The organism is Variovorax sp. GW821-FHT09D07 (assembly GCF_059416345.1).
On sequence record NZ_JBWKOY010000002.1, the window covers coordinates 638,978 to 659,670 of the forward strand.

The 20,693-nt window shown below is 68.3% G+C and carries 19 protein-coding genes; 15 read left to right on the plus strand and 4 right to left on the minus strand.

The genetic code is table 11. The features are described from left to right. Positions 1-2 precede the first annotated feature (2 nt). Positions 3-575 (plus strand): phosphonate degradation HD-domain oxygenase, encoded by a 573-nt coding sequence (locus AC07OX_RS09280; protein WP_495260542.1) that lies wholly within the window; start codon positions 3-5, stop codon positions 573-575. 9 nt (positions 576-584) lie between these two features. After that, the gene (locus AC07OX_RS09285) at positions 585-1,973 is read left to right on the plus strand and encodes an FAD-dependent oxidoreductase (RefSeq protein WP_495260541.1); all 1,389 of its coding nucleotides are present in this window, start codon (positions 585-587) and stop codon (positions 1,971-1,973) included. 18 nt (positions 1,974-1,991) lie between these two features. Here the strand turns inward: AC07OX_RS09285 and AC07OX_RS09290 are convergent, their stop codons facing one another. Continuing rightward, positions 1,992-3,509 (minus strand): CoA-acylating methylmalonate-semialdehyde dehydrogenase, encoded by a 1,518-nt coding sequence (locus AC07OX_RS09290; RefSeq protein ID WP_495260540.1) that lies wholly within the window; start codon positions 3,507-3,509, stop codon positions 1,992-1,994. 22 nt (positions 3,510-3,531) lie between these two features. Continuing rightward, positions 3,532-4,887, minus strand: coding sequence for an omega-aminotransferase AptA (aptA, locus tag AC07OX_RS09295; RefSeq protein WP_095744314.1), 1,356 nt, complete (start codon positions 4,885-4,887; stop codon positions 3,532-3,534). Between the two features lie 106 nt (positions 4,888-4,993). Between aptA and AC07OX_RS09300 the strand changes: the two genes are divergently transcribed. After that, positions 4,994-5,974, plus strand: coding sequence for a LysR family transcriptional regulator (locus AC07OX_RS09300; RefSeq protein WP_062468761.1), 981 nt, complete (start codon positions 4,994-4,996; stop codon positions 5,972-5,974). A gap of 20 nt (positions 5,975-5,994) precedes the next feature. Further along, positions 5,995-6,453, plus strand: coding sequence for a GNAT family N-acetyltransferase (locus tag AC07OX_RS09305; protein WP_495260539.1), 459 nt, complete (start codon positions 5,995-5,997; stop codon positions 6,451-6,453). 12 nt (positions 6,454-6,465) lie between these two features. Here the strand turns inward: AC07OX_RS09305 and AC07OX_RS09310 are convergent, their stop codons facing one another. After that, positions 6,466-7,230, minus strand: coding sequence for a FadR/GntR family transcriptional regulator (locus AC07OX_RS09310; protein ID WP_062468755.1), 765 nt, complete (start codon positions 7,228-7,230; stop codon positions 6,466-6,468). A 214-nt stretch (positions 7,231-7,444) separates the two neighbouring features. On the opposite strand from AC07OX_RS09310, the gene AC07OX_RS09315 reads away from it, so the two are divergent. The 9 genes from AC07OX_RS09315 (at position 7,445) to AC07OX_RS09355 (ending at position 16,435) form a co-directional block, all read left to right on the plus strand. Next, complete coding sequence (locus AC07OX_RS09315; protein ID WP_307584874.1) at positions 7,445-8,650, plus strand: ABC transporter substrate-binding protein; 1,206 nt, start codon at positions 7,445-7,447, stop codon at positions 8,648-8,650. 88 nt (positions 8,651-8,738) lie between these two features. Next, positions 8,739-9,599 (plus strand): branched-chain amino acid ABC transporter permease, encoded by an 861-nt coding sequence (locus AC07OX_RS09320; RefSeq protein WP_095744319.1) that lies wholly within the window; start codon positions 8,739-8,741, stop codon positions 9,597-9,599. Positions 9,600-9,607: 8 nt separating this feature from the next. After that, a complete protein-coding gene (locus AC07OX_RS09325) occupies positions 9,608-10,567 on the plus strand; it encodes a branched-chain amino acid ABC transporter permease (protein ID WP_062468748.1) in 960 nt (319 codons plus the stop codon). Beyond that, entirely contained in the window at positions 10,564-11,331 is a 768-nt protein-coding gene (locus AC07OX_RS09330; RefSeq protein ID WP_495260538.1) for an ABC transporter ATP-binding protein, read from the plus strand. The genes AC07OX_RS09325 and AC07OX_RS09330 overlap by 4 nt, the downstream gene beginning before the upstream one ends. Beyond that, positions 11,328-12,035, plus strand: coding sequence for an ABC transporter ATP-binding protein (locus AC07OX_RS09335; RefSeq protein ID WP_070063982.1), 708 nt, complete (start codon positions 11,328-11,330; stop codon positions 12,033-12,035). The genes AC07OX_RS09330 and AC07OX_RS09335 overlap by 4 nt, the downstream gene beginning before the upstream one ends. Before the next feature lie 27 nt (positions 12,036-12,062). Then, positions 12,063-13,343, plus strand: coding sequence for a Zn-dependent hydrolase (locus AC07OX_RS09340; protein WP_493194074.1), 1,281 nt, complete (start codon positions 12,063-12,065; stop codon positions 13,341-13,343). Further along, positions 13,340-14,476: an ABC transporter substrate-binding protein gene (locus AC07OX_RS09345; RefSeq protein WP_495260537.1), complete on the plus strand. Its 1,137-nt coding sequence runs from the start codon at positions 13,340-13,342 to the stop codon at positions 14,474-14,476. The genes AC07OX_RS09340 and AC07OX_RS09345 overlap by 4 nt, the downstream gene beginning before the upstream one ends. Continuing rightward, the gene (locus AC07OX_RS09350) at positions 14,473-15,966 is read left to right on the plus strand and encodes a M81 family metallopeptidase (protein WP_495260536.1); all 1,494 of its coding nucleotides are present in this window, start codon (positions 14,473-14,475) and stop codon (positions 15,964-15,966) included. Before AC07OX_RS09345 ends, AC07OX_RS09350 begins: the two co-directional genes overlap by 4 nt. A gap of 91 nt (positions 15,967-16,057) precedes the next feature. After that, complete coding sequence (locus AC07OX_RS09355; protein WP_495260535.1) at positions 16,058-16,435, plus strand: nuclear transport factor 2 family protein; 378 nt, start codon at positions 16,058-16,060, stop codon at positions 16,433-16,435. Between the two features lie 10 nt (positions 16,436-16,445). On the opposite strand, the gene AC07OX_RS09360 is transcribed toward AC07OX_RS09355, so the two are convergent. Further along, on the minus strand, positions 16,446-17,585 hold the full coding sequence (locus tag AC07OX_RS09360) for a helix-turn-helix domain-containing protein (protein ID WP_495260891.1): 1,140 nt from the start codon (positions 17,583-17,585) through the stop codon (positions 16,446-16,448). A 187-nt stretch (positions 17,586-17,772) separates the two neighbouring features. Between AC07OX_RS09360 and AC07OX_RS09365 the strand changes: the two genes are divergently transcribed. After that, positions 17,773-18,279, plus strand: a complete 507-nt coding sequence (locus AC07OX_RS09365; RefSeq protein ID WP_062468730.1) for a (2Fe-2S)-binding protein — start codon at positions 17,773-17,775, stop codon at positions 18,277-18,279. Between the two features lie 10 nt (positions 18,280-18,289). After that, positions 18,290-20,674, plus strand: coding sequence for a xanthine dehydrogenase family protein molybdopterin-binding subunit (locus AC07OX_RS09370; protein ID WP_307584892.1), 2,385 nt, complete (start codon positions 18,290-18,292; stop codon positions 20,672-20,674). Positions 20,675-20,693: the final 19 nt, after the last annotated feature.

Sequence of the window (20,693 nt, forward strand, 5' to 3'; positions counted from 1 at the left end):
CCATGAGCCTCAGCATTCCCGACATCGTCGGCCTCTTCGAGACCAAGGGCCACGCGCAGTACGACGGCGAGCCGGTCACGCAGCTGGAGCACGCGCTGCAGTCGGCGCACCTGGCCGAGCAGGAGGGGGCGGACAGCGCGCTGATCGCCGCCGCCCTGCTGCACGACCTGGGCCACCTGCTGCACGACTTCGGCGGCACGCCGACGCAGCAGGGGCTGGACGACCTGCACCAGTACCGCTGCCTGCCGTTCCTGCGCGCGCTGTTCGGTCTGGCCACGCTGGAGCCGATCCGGCTGCACGTGGACGCCAAGCGCTTCCTGTGCGCGCGCGTGCCCGGCTACCTGGAGGCGCTGTCGCCCGATTCGAAGCGCAGCCTGCAATTGCAGGGCGGCGTCTTCGACGAGGCGCAGGCCAAGGCCTTCGAGGCGCTGCCGTATGCGATGGACGCGGTGCGCCTGCGGCAGTGGGACGACACGGCCAAGCTGGCCGATGCCGACATGCCCGGCCTCGCGCACTTCGTGCGCCACCTCGAGATCAGTTCCGCCGAACACCGGCAAGCCCTCACCACTGCTTAAGGCACACGGATGCGCCCCTTCTGGATCGAACAAGCGCTCTTCAACGATGGCGATCTGGCCCCGGCGCTGCAAGGTGAAACCACCGCCGACGTCTGCATCGTCGGTGGCGGCTTCACCGGCCTGTGGACGGCCATCCAGGCCAAGCTGCAGGCGCCCGCGCTCGACATCGTCATTCTCGAAAGCGACCTGTGCGGCGCCGGCGCGAGCGGACGCAACGGCGGTTGCCTGCTCACCTGGTCGGCCAAGTTCCTGACCCTGCGACGCTTGTTCGGCGAAGACGAGGCGGTGCGCCTCGTGAAGGCGTCGGAAGCGGCGGTGGGGCACATCGCCGACTTCTGCGCCGCGCACGGCATCGACGCCGAACTGCGGCGCGACGGCACGCTCTACACCGCGACCTCGCAGGCGCAGATCGGCACGCTCGATCCGATGATGCAGGCGCTGGAGGCGCGCGGCATCCACTCGTACCACGCACTGCCGCCCGACGAGGTGGCGCGGCGCTCGGGCTCGGCGCGCAACCTGGCCGGCGTGTACTCGCCGATCGCCGCCACCGTGCACCCGGGCAAGCTGGTGCGCGGGCTGCGGCGCGTGGCGCTGGCCATGGGCATCCGCATCCACGAGCGCACGCCGATGCTCGACTTCAGCACCGACCAGCCTGTGCTGGTCCGCACACCGACCGGGCGCGTGCGTGCGAAGAAACTGGTGCTCGCGATGAACGCGTGGATGGCCAGCCGCTTCCCGCAGTTCGAGCGGACCATCGCCATCGTGTCGAGCGACATGATCATCACCGAGCGCTGCCCCGATCTGCTGCAGCAGATCGGGCTGACCGACGGCGTGTCGGTGCTCGACTCGCGCACCTTCGTGTACTACTACCGCAGCACGGTCGACGGCCGCATCATGCTGGGCAAGGGCGGCAACACCTTCGCGTGGGGCGGCCGCATGGCCAAGGTGTTCGACGAGCGCTCGCCGTACGAGGGCGAGCTCACGCAGGCCCTGCATTCGTTCTTCCCGGCATTGAGCAACACGCCGATCACCGCCAGCTGGAACGGCCCGTCCGACCGCTCGGTGACGGGCTTTCCGTTCTTCGGCAAGCTCGACGGCGCGCCGCACATCTACTACGGCTTCGGCTACTCGGGCAACGGGGTGGGGCCGACCTACATGGGCGGGCAGATCCTGTCGTCGCTGGTGCTGGACCAGGACAACGCATGGACACGCAGCCCGATCACGAACGGGCCGCTGGGCTACTTTCCGCCGGAGCCGATGCGCTATGTGGGCTCGATCGTCGTGCGCAACGCGATCCGCCGCAAGGAACGCGCTGAGGATGAGGACCGCCAGCCGTGGCTGGTGGACCGCATGCTCAGCAAGCTGGCAAACGCCGCAGGCAAGGCTGATAAAGCCTGACCTGCGGGTGCTGCGATATCAGCGGTTCGACGGAAACGAGAACATCGTCCCTTCACGCACGCCGGCCGAGGGCCAGCGCTGCGTGACGGTCTTGCGCTTGGTGTAGAAGCGCACGGCGTCGGGGCCGTAGGCGTGCAGGTCGCCGAACAGCGAGCGCTTCCAGCCGCCGAACGAGTGGTACGCCACGGGCACCGGCAGCGGCACGTTGATGCCGACCATGCCGACCTGGATGTTGTCGCTGAACCAGCGCGCGGCCTCACCGTCGCGCGTGAAGATGCAGGTGCCGTTGCCGTACTCGTGCGCGTCGATCAGGTCCATCGCCTCTTGCAGCGTCTTCACGCGCACCACGCCGAGCACCGGGCCGAAGATTTCTTCCTGGTAGATCGTCATGCCGGGCTTGACGTGGTCGAACAGGCAGGCGCCGAGGTAGTAGCCGCCTTCGTGGCCCTCGACCTGGATGCCGCGGCCGTCGACCACCAGCTTGGCGCCGGCGGCCACGCCCGCGTCGACGAAGGCCTTGACCTTCTCGAAGTGCGGCTGGGTCACCAGCGGGCCCATGTCGTTGCCGTTGTCGGTGCCGGGGCCGACCTTCATCTTGGCGATCTCGACCTTCAGGCCTTCGACCACCGCGTCGGCCGTGGCGTCGCCCACGGCCACCACCAGCGGGATCGCCATGCAGCGCTCGCCGCACGAGCCGTAGGCCGCGCCCATGAGCGCGCTCACGGCGTTGCCGATGTCGGCGTCGGGCATCACCACCGCGTGGTTCTTGGCGCCGCCCAGCGCCTGCACGCGCTTGCCGTGGGCCGTGCCCGTGGTGTAGATGTATTCGGCGATGGGCGTGGAGCCCACGAAGCTCACGGCCTTCACGCGGCGGTCGGTCAGCAGCGTGTCGACGGCTTCCTTGTCGCCGTTGACCACGTTCAGCACGCCCGGCGGCAGGCCGGCCTGCAGCGCGAGTTCGGCCATGAACAGCGTGGAGGAGGGCGTGCGCTCCGAGGGCTTGAGCACGAAGGTGTTGCCGCAGGCCACGGCCATCGGCCACATCCACAGCGGCACCATGACGGGGAAGTTGAACGGCGTGATGCCGGCCGCCACACCCATCGCCTGGAACTCGCTCCACGAGTCGATCGACGGGCCGACGTTCTTGCTGTGCTCGCCCTTGAGCAGCTCGGGCATGTAGCTGGCGTACTCGACGTTCTCGATGCCGCGCTGCAGCTCGCCGTGCGCGTCGGCCAGCACCTTGCCGTGCTCGGCGGTGATCAGCGCGGCGATGGTGTCGGCGTTTTCCTCGAGCAGCGTCTTCAGGCGGCTCATCACGCGGGCGCGCTTGAGCGGCGGCGTGTTGCGCCAGGCCGGGAAGGCGGCCTGCGCCGAGGCGATGGCCTGCTCGACCGTGAGCTTGTCGGCGAGCGCGACGCTCTTGGCCGACAGGCCGGTGGCGGGGTCGAACACCGGCTGCACGCGGCTGCCGCCGCCGACGTGCTTGCCGTCGATGAAGTGGCCGATGGTGGCGGTGACGTTCTTGTCGTGTTGCATGTCTTGGTATCTCGAAAGGGGATCAGTTGGTTTCGGCGAGCGCGTCGGCGAGGGCGTTGACCATGCGGTCGATCTCGGCCTTCTCGGCGATGAAGGGCGGGGCGAGCTGGATCGTGTCGCCGCCGTAGCGCACGTAGAAGCCCTTCTTCCAGCAGTTCATCGCGATCTCGTAGGGACGGCGTGCGGGCTCGCCCGGCAGCGCGGCGATGGTGATGCCGGCGGCGAGGCCGTAGTTGCGGATGTCGGCCACGTGCTTGCTGCCCTTGAGGCTGTGCACGGCGTTCTCGAAGTGCGGGGCCAGCGTCTGCACGCGGCCGATCATGTCTTCCTTCTGGAGCACGTCGAGCGCAGCGATGCCGGCGGCGCAGGCCACGGGGTGCGCGCCGTAGGTGTAGCCGTGCGGGAACTCGAGCATGTACTCGGGGCCGCCGGCGGCCATGAAGGTGTCGTAGATGTCCTTGCTGGCCACCACGGCGCCCAGCGGCTGCGCGCCGTTGGTGACCTGCTTGGCGATGTTCATGATGTCGGGCGTGACGCCGAAGGCATCGGCGCCCGTGAGCGCGCCGCAGCGGCCGAATCCGGTGATCACTTCGTCGAAGATCAGCAGGATGTTGTTCGCCGTGCAGATGTCGCGCAGGCGCTTCAGGTAGCCCTTGGGCGGAATCACCACGCCGGCCGAACCGGCGAAGGGCTCGACGATCACGGCCGCGATGGTCGAGGCGTCGTGCAGCGCGATCAGGTCGAGCAGGCGGTCGGCCAGCTCGGCGCCGCTTTCGGGCATGCCGCGCGAGAAGGCATTGCTGGCCAGCTGCGTGTGCGGCAGGTGGTCAGCCTCGACGCCCTGGCCGAACAGCTTGCGGTTGGCCGCGATGCCGCCCACCGAAATGCCGCCGTAGTTCACGCCGTGGTAGCCCTTCTCGCGGCCGATCAGGCGCGTCTTGCCCGCCTGGCCCTTGGTGCGCCAGTAGGCGCGCGCCATCTTCAGCGAGGTGTCGGCCGCTTCGGAGCCCGAGCCGGTGAAGAACACGTAGTCCAGGCCGGCGGGCGTCAGTTCCTTGATCTTGTTGGCCAGCTCGAACGACAGCGGGTGGCCGAACTGGAAGGCGGGCGAGTAGTCGAGCTTGGCGATCTGGCGGCTCACCGCCTCGGTGATCTCGGGGCGGCCGTGGCCCAGGCCCGAGCACCACAGGCCCGACAGGCCGTCGAAGATCTTGCGGCCGTCGTTGTCGGTGAAGTAGGCGCCCTTGGCCTCCACGATGATCCGCGGATCGGCCTTGAAGTTGCGGTTGCCGGTGTAGGGCATCCAGTGCGCCTCGAGCCAGGCGGCGTCGGTGCGCGCGGTGGGCGTGGGTTCGATGGCGGGTGTGGCGAGGGTCATGGCGCATCCCGCGCAAGGCGGGCTCCGGGGGTGAAGGGATGCGCCGATTGTTCGCAACGCCTTCAGTGTGGAGAATGGCGCAATATCAATGTTCACTTGACGATTCATGCAAGTAAAGGCCAAGGCCTCGCCCGCCGACGAAACCGCTGCCCAGGGCACCCGCAACCGCGCCGTGCTGGGGCAGCTCAGCGACATGGACCTGCGCCTTCTCAAGGTGTTCAAGAGCGTGGTCGACTGCGGCGGCATGGCGGCGGCCGAGCTGGAGCTGAACATCGGCACCTCGACCGTGAGCCGCCACGTGAAAGACCTGGAAACGCGCCTGGGCCTCGTGCTGTGCCGGCGCGGCCGGGCGGGCTTTGCGCTCACGGCCGAGGGCCAGCGCGTGTACGACGAGACGCTGCGGCTGCTGGCCTCGGTCGACGCCTTTCGCGGCAGCATCGACGACATCCACAACCGCATGGGCGGGCAGCTCGACGTGGCGCTGTTCGACAAGACCGCGACCAACCCGAAGGCGCGCATCGGCGAGGCCATTGCGCGTTTCACCGAAATCGCGCCCGAGGTGAACCTGGCGGTGCACGTGGGCTCCATCAACGCCATCGAGCAGGGCGTGCTGGAGGGCAACTTCCAGATCGGCATCATCCCGGCGCACCGCAGCTCGAAGAGCCTGGTGTATGCCGACCTGTTCGACGAAACCATGCTGCTGTACTGCGGCCAGGGGCATCCGCTGTTCGACAGCCCGCACGGCAAGCTCACCTGGTCGAAGCTGGGCGAACACCATTTCGCGGGGCTGGGGTATCACTCGCCGAACATGGAGCTGAGCCACCGGGCGAGGCTGTCGCGCAAGGCGACGGGGTTCGACCAGGAGGCGATTGCGACGCTGATCCTGTCGGGGCGCTTTCTTGGGTTCCTGCCCGACCACTACGCGCAGGTGTTCGAGCAGCGCGGGCTGATGAAGGCGGTGCTGCCGGCGCGCTTCAACTATGCGTGCCGGTTCGTGAGCCTGCTGCGGCGGTCGCCGAAGCCTTCACGGGCGGTGCTGGCGTTTCAGGCGTGTCTGGAGCAGGCGCACGGCGGTGCGAAGATCTGAAGGCACTGAAACCACCCCAGATGACCGAAACACCACTGCGTATTCGTCCTGCACTTGCGTCGGAACACCGGGCACTCGAAGACTTGCAGCGGCGCGCATCGCTCGCGAACCCTGGCGATCGCGAGGCGATTCAGTCCGACCCGGACGCCATCGAACTGCCTCTAGTCCAGATCGTCGATGGCCGGGTGTTCGTGGCAGAGACCCATGGCGTGACGGCAGGATTCGCTGTCGTGCTGCCTAACGATGACGGCAGCGCCGAACTCGATGGATTGTTCGTCGAGCCCGAGGCATGGCGTCGCGGCATCGGCAAGGCATTGGTCGCGCACTGTGTCGAGCTTTCCCGGCGCCAGGGTGCGTCGGCACTCCACGTCACCGGCAATCCACACGCCGGGTCGTTCTACTTTCGATGCGGATTCGAGGCGAACGGCACTGTCGCCGTGCGCTTCGGCAGGGCCGAGCGGTTCCGCAAGGTCTTCTAGACCTTTGTGGTGCTATCGCTGTCCGCTGGGCAGCAACAAGTGCTTCGCCCCGATGTGCGCTTCCATCTCATGCATGTGGTGCTCCGCATCCACCATGTGCTCCACCATCAACCGCCGCACCTCGTCCGCATCTTCCTTGCGGTAGGCCGCCAGCAGCTGCGTGTGGTAGTCCACGTTGGTCTCGCCGAAGTGGTGGTGGTCCAGCGCCTTCTTGTAGACGACGAGGTCGCGCAGCAGGTCGTTGAGAAAGCGGCACATGAAGGACAGTACCGGATTGGGGCAGGCCTCGGCCAGCATCGTGTGGAAGGCCAACTCGGCCTCGCGCTGGGTGCGCAGCTCGTCCTCGTTCGTGGGCTCGACGGTGCACAGGCGCACGTTGTCTTCAAGCCGCGCGAACTGCTCGGGCGTGAGCCGCCCGACCACGCTCACGGCCAGTTCGGGCTCCAGCGCCTTGCGCAGCTGGTAGATGTGGTGGCCGTCCAGATGGTGAAAGTGCAGGAAGTTGCGCAGCGGCTCCGACGCATGGTCGACCGACACCTGTTGAAGGTACGCGCCGCCGCCCGGGCCGGTGCGGATCGAGATCAGCCCACGCACCTCGAGCGCCTTCAGCGCCTCGCGCACCGTGCTCTTCGAATAGCCGAAGAGCTCGATCAGTTCCTTCTCGTTCGGTAGCCGGTCGCCGGGTTGTTTGCGCTCAGCAACGATCCATCGCTTGACGTCTTCGACGATGACGTCCGAGAGCTTTTGCCGCTTCGGAGGGTTGTGCCCCACTCTCATCAAAACGCTCCATCCATGCACATCGGGAGATGCGCGGGATGCGCAACAGCGCGCGATCTTAACGGCGTCATCGGCAGGGTCGGGTTGGGTTTGGGCACGGGGCTTGCTAACGGGTTTTTACCAACATATTAATCCTATTTATCCGCTTAAATTGCCGGCGATCGCAGGCACTGTGTCTTCTTCCCCACTTCCCACACCACGACCGGAGAACCCCATGCAACGCAGACAACTCCTTCAGCTGGCCGCCCTGTCGGCCGCCCCGGCTTCGCTCCTGATGAGCCGCTCGGTCTTCGCCCAGGCCACCGACGCGATCCGATTCGGTGCGCCGGTGCCCATGTCGGGTGCCTTCGCGGCCAACGGCAAGTTCGCCGACCTGGGCACCAAGCTGGCGATCGAGCAGTACGGCAAGGTGCTGAACCGGCCGCTGGCCTACACGGTGCTCGACACCGAGGGCAAGCCGGCCACGGCCGTGCGCAAGGTGCAGGAAGCCTCGCAGCAGCAGGGCGCGAAGTTCTTCGTCGGCGGCATCCTGTCGTCCGAGGCGCTGGCCATGGGCAAGGAGGCCGAGAAGGCCGGCGGCCTGTTCATCACCACCGCGGGCGCCGACGAAATCACCGGCAAGGACTGCAACCCCGCCACCTTCCGCTGGTCGGTGCCCACCTTCGGTGCCATCGAGCAGACGGTGCGCCCGCTGATCGCGGCCATGCCCAAGGCCAAGCGCTGGTACACGATCACGCCGCAGTACGTGTTCGGCGACGGCCTGCTGAGCGCGGCCAAGACCATCTTCCAGGAGAAGGGCATCGAGCACGTGGGCAACAGCTACCACTCGCTCAACGACAAGGAGTTCAGCGGCTACCTCACCAACGCGATGGCCGCCAAGCCCGACGTGCTGCTGCTGCTGAACTTCGGCGCGCAGTCGTCGGCCGCGCTGCGCCAGGCGGTGAGCTTCGGCATGCACAAGAACATGACGATCCTCATGGCCTGGGCTTCGGGCCTGGAGCAGTTCGACGAGCTGGGCGCCGACCTGTGCGACGGCGTCTACTTCGGTGCGCAGTACTGGCACACGGTCGACACGCCGCTCAATAAGGACCTGGTGAAGCGCACCGCCGACAAGCTCAAGATCGTGCCCAACTACAGCCTGGCCGGCTCGTACATCTGCACCAAGATCCTCATCGACGGCATCGTGAAGGCCGGCACGGTCGACCCGAAGGCGGTGGTCGCGGCGCTCGAAGGCATGAAGTTCGATGGCCTCACGGGCGTGGAAGAAATCCGCAAGGCCGACCACCAGGTCATCAAGGACTACTACCTGCTCAAGGGCAAGGCGAAATCGAAGATGGCGAATCCGGCCGACTACGTGGACGTGGTCAGTTCCGGCAAGTCGTTCCTGCCGATCGACAAGACCGGCTGCAAGCTGGCCTGACGCCGCCCGGCTTCGCGCCGCGCCCGCGCCGTTTTTGGGCGCGGGCAGGGCGCGTGCCGCCTGCACGTTTGCCACCCCCTCGACACCTATGTCCGTCTACCTGCTCCAGACCATCAACGGAATCGGCATCGGCATGCTGTATTTCCTGCTGGCCGTTGGCTTGTCCATCGTGTTCGGCCTGCTGCGCTTCGTGAACTTCGCGCACGGCGCTTTCTATCTGCTGGGCGCCTACCTGTGCTTCCAGGCCATGCAGTGGGGGCTCAATTTCTGGGCCGCGCTCGTGCTGGTGCCGCTGTTCGTCGGCGCGCTCGGCTGGCTGGCCGAGAAGCTGCTGCTGCGCCGCGTGTACGCCAAGGCGCACGAGTTCCACATCCTCGTCACCGTGGGGCTGGCGCTCGCGGTGCAGGAGATCGTCATCGTGTTCTGGGGCCCGCTGGGCAACAGCGTGCCCACGCCCGACCTGCTGCAGGGCGTGGTGATGTGGGGCAGCTTCATCTACCCGAAGTACCGGCTCTTCGTGATCGGCTTCACCGCCGTGCTCGCGGTGGGGCTGTGGTGGGTGCTCGAGGGCACGCGCCTGGGCAGCGCGGTGCGCGCGGGCAGCGAATCGACCGAGATGGTCTCGCTGCTGGGCATCAACGTGTTCCGCGTGTTCAGCCTGGTGTTCGCGCTCGGCGCGGCCACGGCGGCGCTGGCCGGCGTGCTGGCCGCACCCATCCGCGGGGCCGAGCCCTTCATGGGCGTCGAGGCGCTGGGCGTGGCCTTCGTGGTCGTGGTGATCGGCGGGCTCGGCAGCTTCAGCGGGGCGCTGGTCGGCGGCGTGCTGATCGGCATCGTGCAAAGCCTCATGAGCACCATCTGGCCGCCGGGGGCGAGCCTGATGATCTACATCGCGATGGGCGCCGTGCTGCTGCTGCGCCCGCATGGCCTGCTCGGCCGCAGAGGATGAACGCCGCCATGCCAAAGAAATACACCTTCCTGCTGGCGCTGATCGTCGCGCTCGCGCTGCCGCTGTTCATGCGCTCGGGTTCGCTTGCGAGCGAAGTGCTCATCTACGCGCTCGCGGCCCTGGGCTGCAACCTGCTGCTGGGCTACACGGGGCTGCTCTCGTTCGGCCAGGGCATCTTCTTCGGGCTGGGCAGCTACACCATCGCGATCCTGCTCACGCGGCTGCAGCTGCCGATGCCGCTCGCGCTGCTCGCCGCCATCGGCATGGGCGCGCTGGGCGCGGCGGTGGTCGGCTGGGTCGCCATCCGCCAGCGCGGCACCTACTTCGTGATGCTCACGCTGGCCTTCGCGCAGATGTTCTATTTCATCGCCTACACGGCCTCGGGGCTCACGGGCGGCGACAACGGCCTGCTCGACGTGCCACGCCCGGCCTTCATGGACACGCCGTGGAAGTACTACGCCTTCGTGGCGGTGATCTTCCTGGCCGCGTTCGCGCTGCTGCTCAAGGTGACCGACTCGGTCTTCGGCCGCACGCTGCTCGCCATCCGCGACAACGAGGACCGCGCCGCCGCCGTGGGCTACGACCTGAAGCGCTTCAAGCTGCTGGCCTTCGTGATCTCGGGCGCCGTCACGGGCCTGGCCGGCGGCCTGCACGCGATGATGACCGGCATCGCACCGCTGTCGAACGCCGAGTACCACACGAGCGAGATGATCCTGGTCATCACCGTGATCGGCGGCACCGGCAATCTCTTCGCCTCGGTGCTGGGCTCGGCCTTCTACGTGCTGCTGGCCGACTGGCTCTCCACGCTGTGGCCGCGCTGGCTGCTGCTGCTGGGCCTGCTGCTGATCGGCGTGAGCATCGGCATGCAACGCGGCCTCTGGGGCCTGGGCGAAAGCGCCTGGCGCCGGGTGTTCCGCAAGACGGCGGCCGAGGCCAAGGCGCCGGCCGTGCAAGGAGAACAGGCATGAGCGACATCCTCATCGAAGCCATCGGCGTCACCAAACACTACGGCAAGTTCGCCGCGCTCGGCGGGGTCGACCTGAAGATCAAGCGCAACACCGTGCACTCGGTGATCGGGCCCAACGGCGCGGGCAAGACCACGCTGTTCCACATGCTCACGGGCACCGGCACCACCACGGGCGGGCGCATCCTGTTCGACGGCCACGACGTGACGCGCGAGCCCGACCATCAACGCGTTCAGCGCGGCATGGCGCGCTCGTTCCAGGTCACGAGCCTGTTCCCCAGCCTGTCGGTGCGCGAGAACCTGCGCGTGGCGGCGCAGGGCATCGCGCCGCGCCAGGCCATGAACTGCTGGCGCGCACCCATCGGCGAGCGCGCCTGTGCCGACACGGTGGCCGAGGTGCTCGCGCGCGTCGGCCTCGAACGGCTGGCCGACACGCCCGCCAGCGTGCTCTCGCACGGCCAGCAGCGCCGCCTCGAAGTGGGCATGGCGTTGGCTGCGAAGCCCAAGGCCATCTTCCTGGACGAGCCGACCTCGGGCATGGGCATCGACGACCTCGACGACATGAAGCATCTCATCCGTGGCCTGCGCGACGCGCACACCGTGGTGCTGATCGAGCACAACATGAACATCGTGATGGACATCTCCGACACCGTGACCGTCATGCAGCTGGGCCGCGTGCTGGCCGAGGGGCTGCCGGGCGACATCCGGTCCGACGCGCGCGTGCGCACCGCGTACCTGGGCAACATGATCACCGGAGGCAAGGCATGAGCAACATCCTCGAAGTCGAAGGCCTGCACGCGCACTACGGCAAGAGCCATGTGCTGCAGGGCGTGTCGCTCACGGTGGGCGAGGCCGAACTGGTCACGCTGCTGGGCCGCAACGGCGCGGGCAAGTCGACCACGCTCAAGAGCATTGCCGGCGCCGTCACGCCCACGAAAGGGCGCGTGCGCTTCCAGGGCGCGGACATCGCGGGCCAGCCGCCGCACCGCATCGCCACGCGCGGCGTGTGCCTGGTGCCCGAGCACCGCGGCATCTTCAAGCTGCTCACGGTGGAAGAGAACCTGCTGCTCGGCCTGCGGCGCGATTCGCCCTGGCAGCTGGCCGACATCTACCGCATCTTTCCGCGCCTGAAGGAGCGCCGGCGCAACGGCGGCGGGCAGCTGTCGGGCGGCGAGCAGCAGATGCTGGCCATCGGCCGCGCGCTCATGAACCACCCGCGCCTGCTGATCCTGGACGAGCCCGTGGAAGGCCTGGCGCCGGTGATCGTGGAAGAGATCGTCGCGCAGCTCAAGACCATCAAGGCCGCGGGCGTGGCCATCCTGCTGGTCGAGCAGAACCTCGAGGTCTGCGTGCAGCTGGCCGACCGCCACTACATCGTGGAGCAGGGCGTGATCGTGCACGAGGCCGGCAACGCCGCCTTCATGGCCGACCACGACGTGAAAGACAGATACCTTGGCGTCGGTCTCGCCTGAACCGCCATTCATTCGTCGCAAAAAATCATGAACACAACGAACGAACTTTCTGCCGCAACGGACGTGCGCGCCCTGCGCGTGAACGGCCAGCGCCTCTGGGACTCGCTGATGCAGCTCGCGCAGCTCGGCGCCACCGAGAAGGGCGGCGTGTGCCGCATCGCGCTCACCGACCTCGATCGACAGGGCCGCGACCTCTTCACGCGCTGGGCCCGCGAGGCCGGCTGCGAGGTGCGCGTGGACGCCATCGGAAACATCTTTGCGCGCCGTGCGGGCCGCAACAACGCGCTGCCACCCATCACCACCGGCAGCCACATCGACACGCAGCCCACGGGCGGCAAGTTCGACGGCAACTACGGCGTGCTCGCGGGGCTTGAAGTGATCCGCAGCCTGAACGACGCCGGCATCGAAACCGAAGCACCGGTCGAGGTGGCGGTGTGGACCAACGAGGAAGGCTCGCGCTTCGTGCCCGTGATGATGGGCTCGGGCGTGTTCGCCGGCGCCTTCACGCTGGAACATGCGCTTGCGCAGCGCGACACCGAGGGCGTGAGCGTGGCCGATGCGCTCTCAGCCATCGGCTATGCCGGCGCCGTGCCCGCCTCGGCGGCGGCGTCGCCGGTCGGCGCCTACTTCGAGGCGCACATCGAACAGGGCCCGGTGCTCGAAGCCAACGAGCGCGTCATCGGCGTGGTCGAGGGCGCGCTGGGCCAGCGCTGGTACGACGTGGTGGTGCAGGGCATGGAAGCCCATGCCGGCCCCACGCCGATGGAGCTGCGAAAAGATGCGCTGCTGGCCGCCGCCGAACTCGTGGTCGAGGTGAACCGCATCGCGCTCGCACACGCGCCGCACGGGCGCGGCACGGTCGGCTGGATCGACAACTACCCGAACTCGCGCAACGTGATCCCGGGCCGCGTGAAGCTCAGCGTCGACCTGCGTGCGGCCGACGACGTGGTGCTGTCGGCCATGGACGCGGCACTGAAGGAAGCCGTGCAGCGCATCGCCACCAAAGGCAAGGTCGAGGCGACGGCCGAGCAGGTCGTGTACTTCCCGCCGCAGCCGTTCACGCCCGCGCTGGTGTCGGCCGTGCGCGAGGCCGCGCAGGACCAGGGCATGACGTGGATGAACGTGATCAGCGGCGCCGGCCACGACGCCGTGTACCTCGCGCGCGTGTGCCCCGCGGCGATGATCTTCGTGCCCTGCCTGGACGGCATCAGCCACAACGAGATCGAGGACGCGCAGCCCGACCACCTCGAAGCCGGCTGCAACGTGCTGCTGCAGGCGATGCTGCAGAGCGCGGGAGTGGCCGCGTGAAGGCGGCGTTTCGCCGCATCGGCCTGCACTGCGTGCTGGCGATGGGCCTGGTCGCGGCGTCGACGGCGGCCCTGGCGGCTGGAGAACCGATCCTGGTCGGCCAGTCCGCGGTGCTCACCGGCCCGTTCACGCCGAACAGCCTTGCGTTCATGGAAGGCCAGACGCTGTTCCTCGACCAGTTGAACAAGGCGGGCGGCGTCGGTGGCCGGCCCGTCAAGATGATCACCTACGACGACGCCTACATCCCCGAGAAGGCCGCGGCCAATGCCGAGAAGCTGCTCGGCACGGACCGCGTCGTCTGCCTGTTCGGAACCATGGGCACGGGCATCGGCGCGGCCATGGTGCCGGTGGCGGCGAAGTACGACAGCTTCATCTTCGGCGGGCTGACCGGCGCGGCGGTGCTGCGCGGGCCGAAGGTGCCGATCTATCACGTGCGCGAGTCGTATGCCGACGAGGTCTCGCGCGTGATGAACCACCTGACGACCATCGGCGTGACGCGCATCGCCATCGTCTCCAGCGACGACGCGTACGGCAAGGGCATCGAGAAGGACGCGCTGGCCGCGCTCGAGAAGAACAAGCAACCCGCCCTGCTGTCGCTGCGCTTCGATCCGAAGGAAAAGGACCATCCCGCCATCGCGCAGCAGGTCATCGCGAGCGGGGCGCAGGCGGTGTACGTCATCGCGGCCGGCACGCCGGCCATCAACATCATCCGCTCGCTGGTGGCCGCGCCCATCCATCCGCAGATCTACACGAACTCGGTGGCGAGCTCGTTCCTTCTGTACAAGGAACTCGGCGACAAGAGCCGCGGCATCGTGCTGTCGCAGGTGGTGCCGCCGTTCTGGAAGACACGCTTTCCCATCGTCGACGAATACCAGCGCGCGAGGAAGGCCGCGGGCAGCGAAGGCGAAGGCTCCTACCTGGGGCTGGAGGGCTACATCACGGCCAAGGCCTTTGCGGAATCGCTGCAGCGCGTGAAGGGGCCGATCACCACCGAATCGCTGCGCCGCAGCATCGAGAACTCGCCGCCCATGAACCTGAACGGCTTCACGGTCGCGTTCCGTCCCGACAACCGCAACGGCTCCAGCTTTGGCGACATCACCATGCTGGGCAGCGCCGGAAAGTTTGCCCAATGAAAGTCCTGATCGCGCGTCTCAACCACGAGACCAACACCTTCTCGCCCGTGCCCACGCCGCTCGCGGCCTTCGGGCCCGACGGCCCAACCTTCGGCGAACAGGCCTACACCGACAACAAGGGCATGCGCACCGCGATGTCGGCCTTCATCGACCTGGCCGAAGCGGCAGGCGCGCAGCTCGTCACGCCGGTGTCGGCGTCGGCCAACCCGAGCGGGCCGGTCGATGCGCAGGCCTACACCACGCTCACGCAATGCATCGTCGATGCGGCGCCGGGCTGCGACGCGATCCTGCTCGACCTGCACGGCGCGATGGTGGCGCAGAACAGCACCGACGGCGAAGGCGACCTGCTGGTGCGCCTGCGCGCCGCGGCGCCCGGCGTGCCGATCGGCGTGGCGCTGGACCTGCATGCCAACGTGACGCCCGCGATGGTGGACAACGCCGACGTGATCGTCGGCTTCAAGACCTACCCGCACGTCGACATGTACGAGACCGGCGAGCACGCCGGCCGCCTGCTGTTCGACCTGCTGGCCGGGCGCAGCCAGCCGCACATGCGCTGGCGCCAGCTGCCGCTCATGGCGCACACGCTGCGCAGCGCCTCGTTCACCGGCGCGATGCAGCGGGCCATCGAGGCGGCGCGCGCGGCGGAGGAATCCGAATCGCTGGCGGTGTCGATCCTGGCGGGCTTCTCGCTCTCGGACATCACGGCGCCGTGCATGAGCGTGATCGTGGTCGATGCGCAATCGCCCGCGCGCGCGCAGGCCACGGCCGACCGCATCGCGGCGCAGATGTGGGCCGAGCGCGAGGCCTTCATCTACCGCAGCGAGCCGCTGGCCGCGTCGGTCGCGCGCGCGAAGCTCATCGCGGGCGGCGCCACGCGCCCGGTGCTGCTGCTCGACCACGGCGACAACTGCATGTCGGGCGGCAGCTGCGACACCATGGACGTGCTGCAGGAAGCGCTGGCGCAGGGCCTGGACGGCATCGGCGTCGGGCCGCTGTGCGACCCCGAGGCGGTGGCCGCGCTGGTCGCGGCGGGCGAGGGGGCCGAAGTGACGGTGGCGCTGGGCAACAAGGTGTCACTGGAGGGCATCGGCCTCACGAAGACGCCCGTGCAATTGACGGGCGTCGTGCGAACCATCAGCGACGGCGAGTACGTGATCACCGGACCCACCTACACCGGCCAGCGCAGCAGCATGGGGCGCACCGTGCTGTTCGACATCGGCGCGGCGCGCATCGTCGTCACCGAGCGCACGCAGGAGCCGTGGGACATCGGCGTGTTCGAGTGCGCCGGGCTCGACCCGCGCCAAGAGCGCTTCCTGCTGCTGAAGTCGCGCATGTACTGCCGGCCGGTGTTCGAGCCGCTGTCGGCGGCGCTGGTGGAGTGCGACAGCCCGGGCGTGACCAGCTCGGACTACAGCCTGTTCCCGTTCAGCCAGGTGCGCCGGCCGGTGTTTCCGCTCGACGCGAACGCGGCGATGGACGCGCCGGCATAACCTGCCACGTCATCGACGCGCGGCGCGTGCCCCGCGACCATTCCTTCACCCCGCGCTGTTGCGGGTCGAACCCTCGAAAGGAACAGTCGCCATGAACACCGCCGCCCACGACGCCCATGCCATCGCCACGGGCTACATCGCCGTCTGGAACGAGACCGACGCCGCGCGCCGCGCCGCGCTCATCGACGCCGGCTGGACCGCCGACGCCCGCTATGTCGACCCGATGGCGCAGGCCAGCGGCCACGAGCAGATCAGCGCGCTGGTCGGCGCGGTGCACCAGCGCTATCCGGGCTTCCGCTTCCACCTGCTGGGCAAGGCCGAGGCGCACGGCGACAACCTGCGCTTCTCGTGGACCCTGGGTCCGAGCGGTGCCGACGACCTGATCCAGGGCACCGACTTCGCGCAGCTCGACGCGGGCAAGCTGCGCGCGGTGACGGGTTTTCTCGACAAGGTGCCCGTGGGCGCCTGAAGGGGTGGGGTCAGTCGCCCGCCGGCCGGCCGCGCCAGAGCTTGCGGTAGACCGTGGCGCGGCTGATGCCCAGCGTGCGCGCCGCCTCGGCCACGTTGCCGCGCGCGTCGCTCACCGCCTTGCGGATCAGGGCGGTTTCCACGTCGCGCAGGCGAGGGCGGCCGTCGGTCGCGGCGCCGGGTACGTCGCCGTGCTCGCTGCCGCCGCGCTGGGCCCGCACCTGCACCCGCAGGCCCGACCACAGCGGCACCTCGAGCATGGCGTCGCCGCGCCGGGCGGCATCGAACATCATGTGCAGCGGCAGCGCGAACAGGTCGTTGAAATGCAGGCCGCCCGGATGGCAGGCCAGCGGCTGGTGCAGCATCTGTCGGGCGGCCGCGTTGGCGCCGGTGACATGGCCGGCGGCGTCGATGCACAGCAGGCCCTCGGTGGTCTCGCTGCTCGGGCAGCCGGGCCAGAGCAGGCGCAGCAGCAGCTCGCAGGGTTCGCGCTGCACCAGCAGGTTCTCGATGCTGCGCGCCGACAGCGTGGCCAGGTGGCGCAGCTCGGGCCGCTCGACCACCTGCACGCCCGTGAGGTCGAGCATGCCGATGCAGTCGCCCCGGGGCCCGAAGAGCGGGGCGCCGGCGCAGCTGTACACACTGGTGTCGTCAAAGAAGTGTTCACCCCGGTGCAGCCACACCGATTCCTGCTCGGCCAGCGCCGTGCCGATGGCGCTGGTGCCGATGGCGCTTTCGGACAGGTCGACGCCGATGCGCCCGATGTCGCGCGCATAGCGGGCGGCCGGGTCGGTGCCGTCGGGCAAGGTACCCACGTCGACCACGATGCCCCGGGCGTCGGTCAGGATGGCGAAATAGCGGGTGTCGGCAATGGCGCGCGAGAGCCGTTCGATCACCGGACGCGCCGCCGTGACCAGGGCCCGGTTGCATTCCGTGACCTCGCGGCTGGCGGTGCGGCTCACGGGCTCGAAGCTCACGCGCTGCTGGGGCCGGCGGCCGGCCTCCAGGCAGCGCTGCCAGGAGCGCGTGATGCCCGGCTCGACCCGCACGCTGCCGCGCGGGCGGGGGCCGTCGCCGTCGATCAGCTCGCGGCGCGCCTGCGCAATGGCCAGCGAGCGCTCAGCAGGAGGGGGGACGGCGGAAGCGGACATCATCGTGAAAGTTCTTCTTCGCGCGGGGAGGGCTGCTTTTGCGGGCCGGCCGGTTGGCAAGCTGTTTCATTTTGAGAATTTCCCGCGCTCTGTGCAAGTGTCAAGGGTTTTTGCCTAGGATAGTGCGAAAGGGCGGCATCCAAGATGCCTCGCTGAACCAGCCATCACCTTTCACGGAGACAGCCACATGCAGGTCGCTTTCAAGGTCAACGGCCGGCCGGTCACGGTCGACGCCCCACCCAACACCTTCCTTGTGCACGCGATCCGCGAGCACCTCCACCTCACCGGCACCCACGTCGGCTGCGACACCGCCCAGTGCGGCGCCTGCACGGTCCACCTGAACGGCCGCGCGGTCAAGTCGTGCAACATCCTGGTCGCGCAGGCGGCCGGCGCCGACGTCACCACCATCGAGGGCGTGGCCGCCGCCGACGGCACCATGCACCCCATGCAGGCGGCCTTCAAGGAATGCCACGGCCTGCAGTGCGGTTTCTGCACCCCGGGCATGGTCATGAGCGCCATCGACCTGTGCACCCACCACCCCAAGTCGAGCGAATCGGAAATCCGCGAGCTGCTCGAGGGCAACCTGTGCCGGTGCACGGGCTACCAGAACATCGTCAAGGCCGTGAAGATGGGCGGCGAGGCCATGGCATCGGGCAATCCGGTGCCGACCCAGCAAACCACGGTCACGGCCTGAGGAGAGCGACATGGGCGCTTCCGACTTCTCCAACCTGCCGCACATCGGCGAGGCATTGCGGCGCAAGGAAGACTACCGCTTCCTGACCGGCGCGGGCAACTACACCGACGACATCACGCTGGCCAACCAGAGCCATGCGGTCTTCGTGCGCTCGCCGCACGCGCATGCCGTCATCAAGTCCATCGACATCGCCGAGGCCTCGAAGATGCCCGGCGTGGTCGGCATCTTCAGCGGCAAGGACATCGAAGGCAAGATGGGCGGGCTGCCCTGCGGCTGGCTCATCAACAACCCCGACGGCACCCCCATGAAGGAGCCGATGCACCCGATCCTGGCGATCAACAAGGTGCGCTACGTGGGCGACCACGTCGCCATGGTGGTGGCCGAGACGGTCGAGCAGGCCAAGAACGCGGCCGAGGCCGTGGTGGTCGACTACGACGTGCTGCCCGCCCTGGTGAGCGTGGCCGACGCCGCCAAGAAGGCCAGCGGCGTCACCCTGCACGACGAGGCGCCCGACAACCAGTGCTACAAGTGGGCGCTGGGCGACAAGGCGGCGGTCGATGCGGTGTTTGCCACCGCCGCGCACGTCACCCAACTCGACCTCGTCAACAACCGGCTCGTGCCCAACCCGATCGAGCCGCGCGTGGCCATCGGCAGCTACGCCCGCGGCACCGACGACTACACGCTCTACGTGTCGAACCAGAACCCGCACGTCGAGCGCCTGCTGATGACGGCCTTCGTGCTGGGCCTGCCCGAGCACAAGGTGCGCGTGATCGCGCCCGACGTGGGCGGCGGCTTCGGCTCCAAGATCTTCCTGTACGCCGAAGACGTGTGCCTGACCTGGGCCGCCAAGCAGCTCAACCGCAACATCAAGTGGACGGCGGAGCGCTCGGAGTGCTTCCTGTCCGACGCGCACGGCCGCGACCACGTGAGCCACGCCGAGATGGCCATGGACAAGGACGGCAAGTTCCTGGCCATGCGCGTGCACACCGACGCCAACCTGGGCGCCTACCTGTCGACCTTCTCGACCGCGGTGCCGACCATCCTGTACGCCACGCTGCTGGCGGGCCAGTACACCACGCCGCAGATCTACGTCGAGGTCGATGCCTGGTTCACCAACACCTCGCCGGTCGATGCGTACCGCGGGGCCGGGCGGCCCGAGGCCACCTACCTGCTGGAGCGCCTGGTTTCGCGCTGCGCCTGGGAAATGAACCTGGGCCAGGACGAGATCCGCAAGCGCAACTTCATCACCAGCTTCCCGTACCAGACGCCCGTGGCGCTGCAGTACGACACCGGCGACTTCCATGCCTGCATGGACAAGGCGCGGGTGCTGGCCGAGGTCGACGGCTACGCCGCGCGCAAGGCGGCGACCGAGGCCAAGGGCAAGCTGCGCGGCATGGGCTATTCGAGCTACATCGAGGCCTGCGGCATCGCGCCGTCGAACATCGCGGGGGCGCTCGGCGCACGCGCGGGCCTGTTCGAATGCGGCGAGATCCGCGTGCACCCGACCGGCAGCGTGACGGTGTTCACCGGCTCGCACAGCCACGGCCAGGGCCATGAAACCACCTTCGCGCAGGTCGTGGCCGCGCGCCTGGGCATTCCGGTCGAGAACGTCGACGTGGTGCACGGCGACACCGGCCGCGTGCCCTTCGGCATGGGCACCTACGGCTCGCGCTCCATCTCGGTGGGCGGCGCGGCCATCATGAAGGCGCTCGACAAGATCGAGACCAAGGCCAAGAAGATCGCCGCGCACCTCATGGAGGCGAGCGACGCCGACATCGAGTTCGCCAACGGCGAGTTCACGGTCAAGGGTACCGACAAGAAGATCCCGTTCGGCCAGGTGGCGCTCACGGCCTACGTGCCGCACAACTACCCGCTCGACAAGCTCGAGCCCGGCCTGAACGAAACCGCCTTCTACGACCCGACCAACTTCACGTTCCCGGGCGGCACCTACATCTGCGAGGTCGAGATCGACAAAGAGACCGGCGAAGTCAAGGTCGACCGCTTCACCGCGGTGGACGACTTCGGCACCATCATCAACCCGATGATCGTCGAGGGCCAGGTGCACGGCGGGCTGGTGCAGGGCATCGGCCAGGCGCTGCTCGAGAACTGCGTGTACGACAACGAAACCGGCCAGCTGCTCACCGGCAGCTTCATGGACTACGCCATGCCGCGCGCCGGCGACTTCCCGCAGTTCAAGCTCGACACCGTCTGCACCCCCTGCACCCACAACCCGCTGGGCACCAAGGGCTGCGGCGAGGCGGGCGCCATCGGGTCGCCGCCGGCCGTCATCAACGCCGTGCTCGACGCGCTGGCGCCGCTGGGCGTCAAGGATTTCGACATGCCCGCTTCGTCCAGCCGCGTCTGGGAAGCGATGCAAGCCGCCGCCAAGCCCTGAACGACACAAGAAATAACAG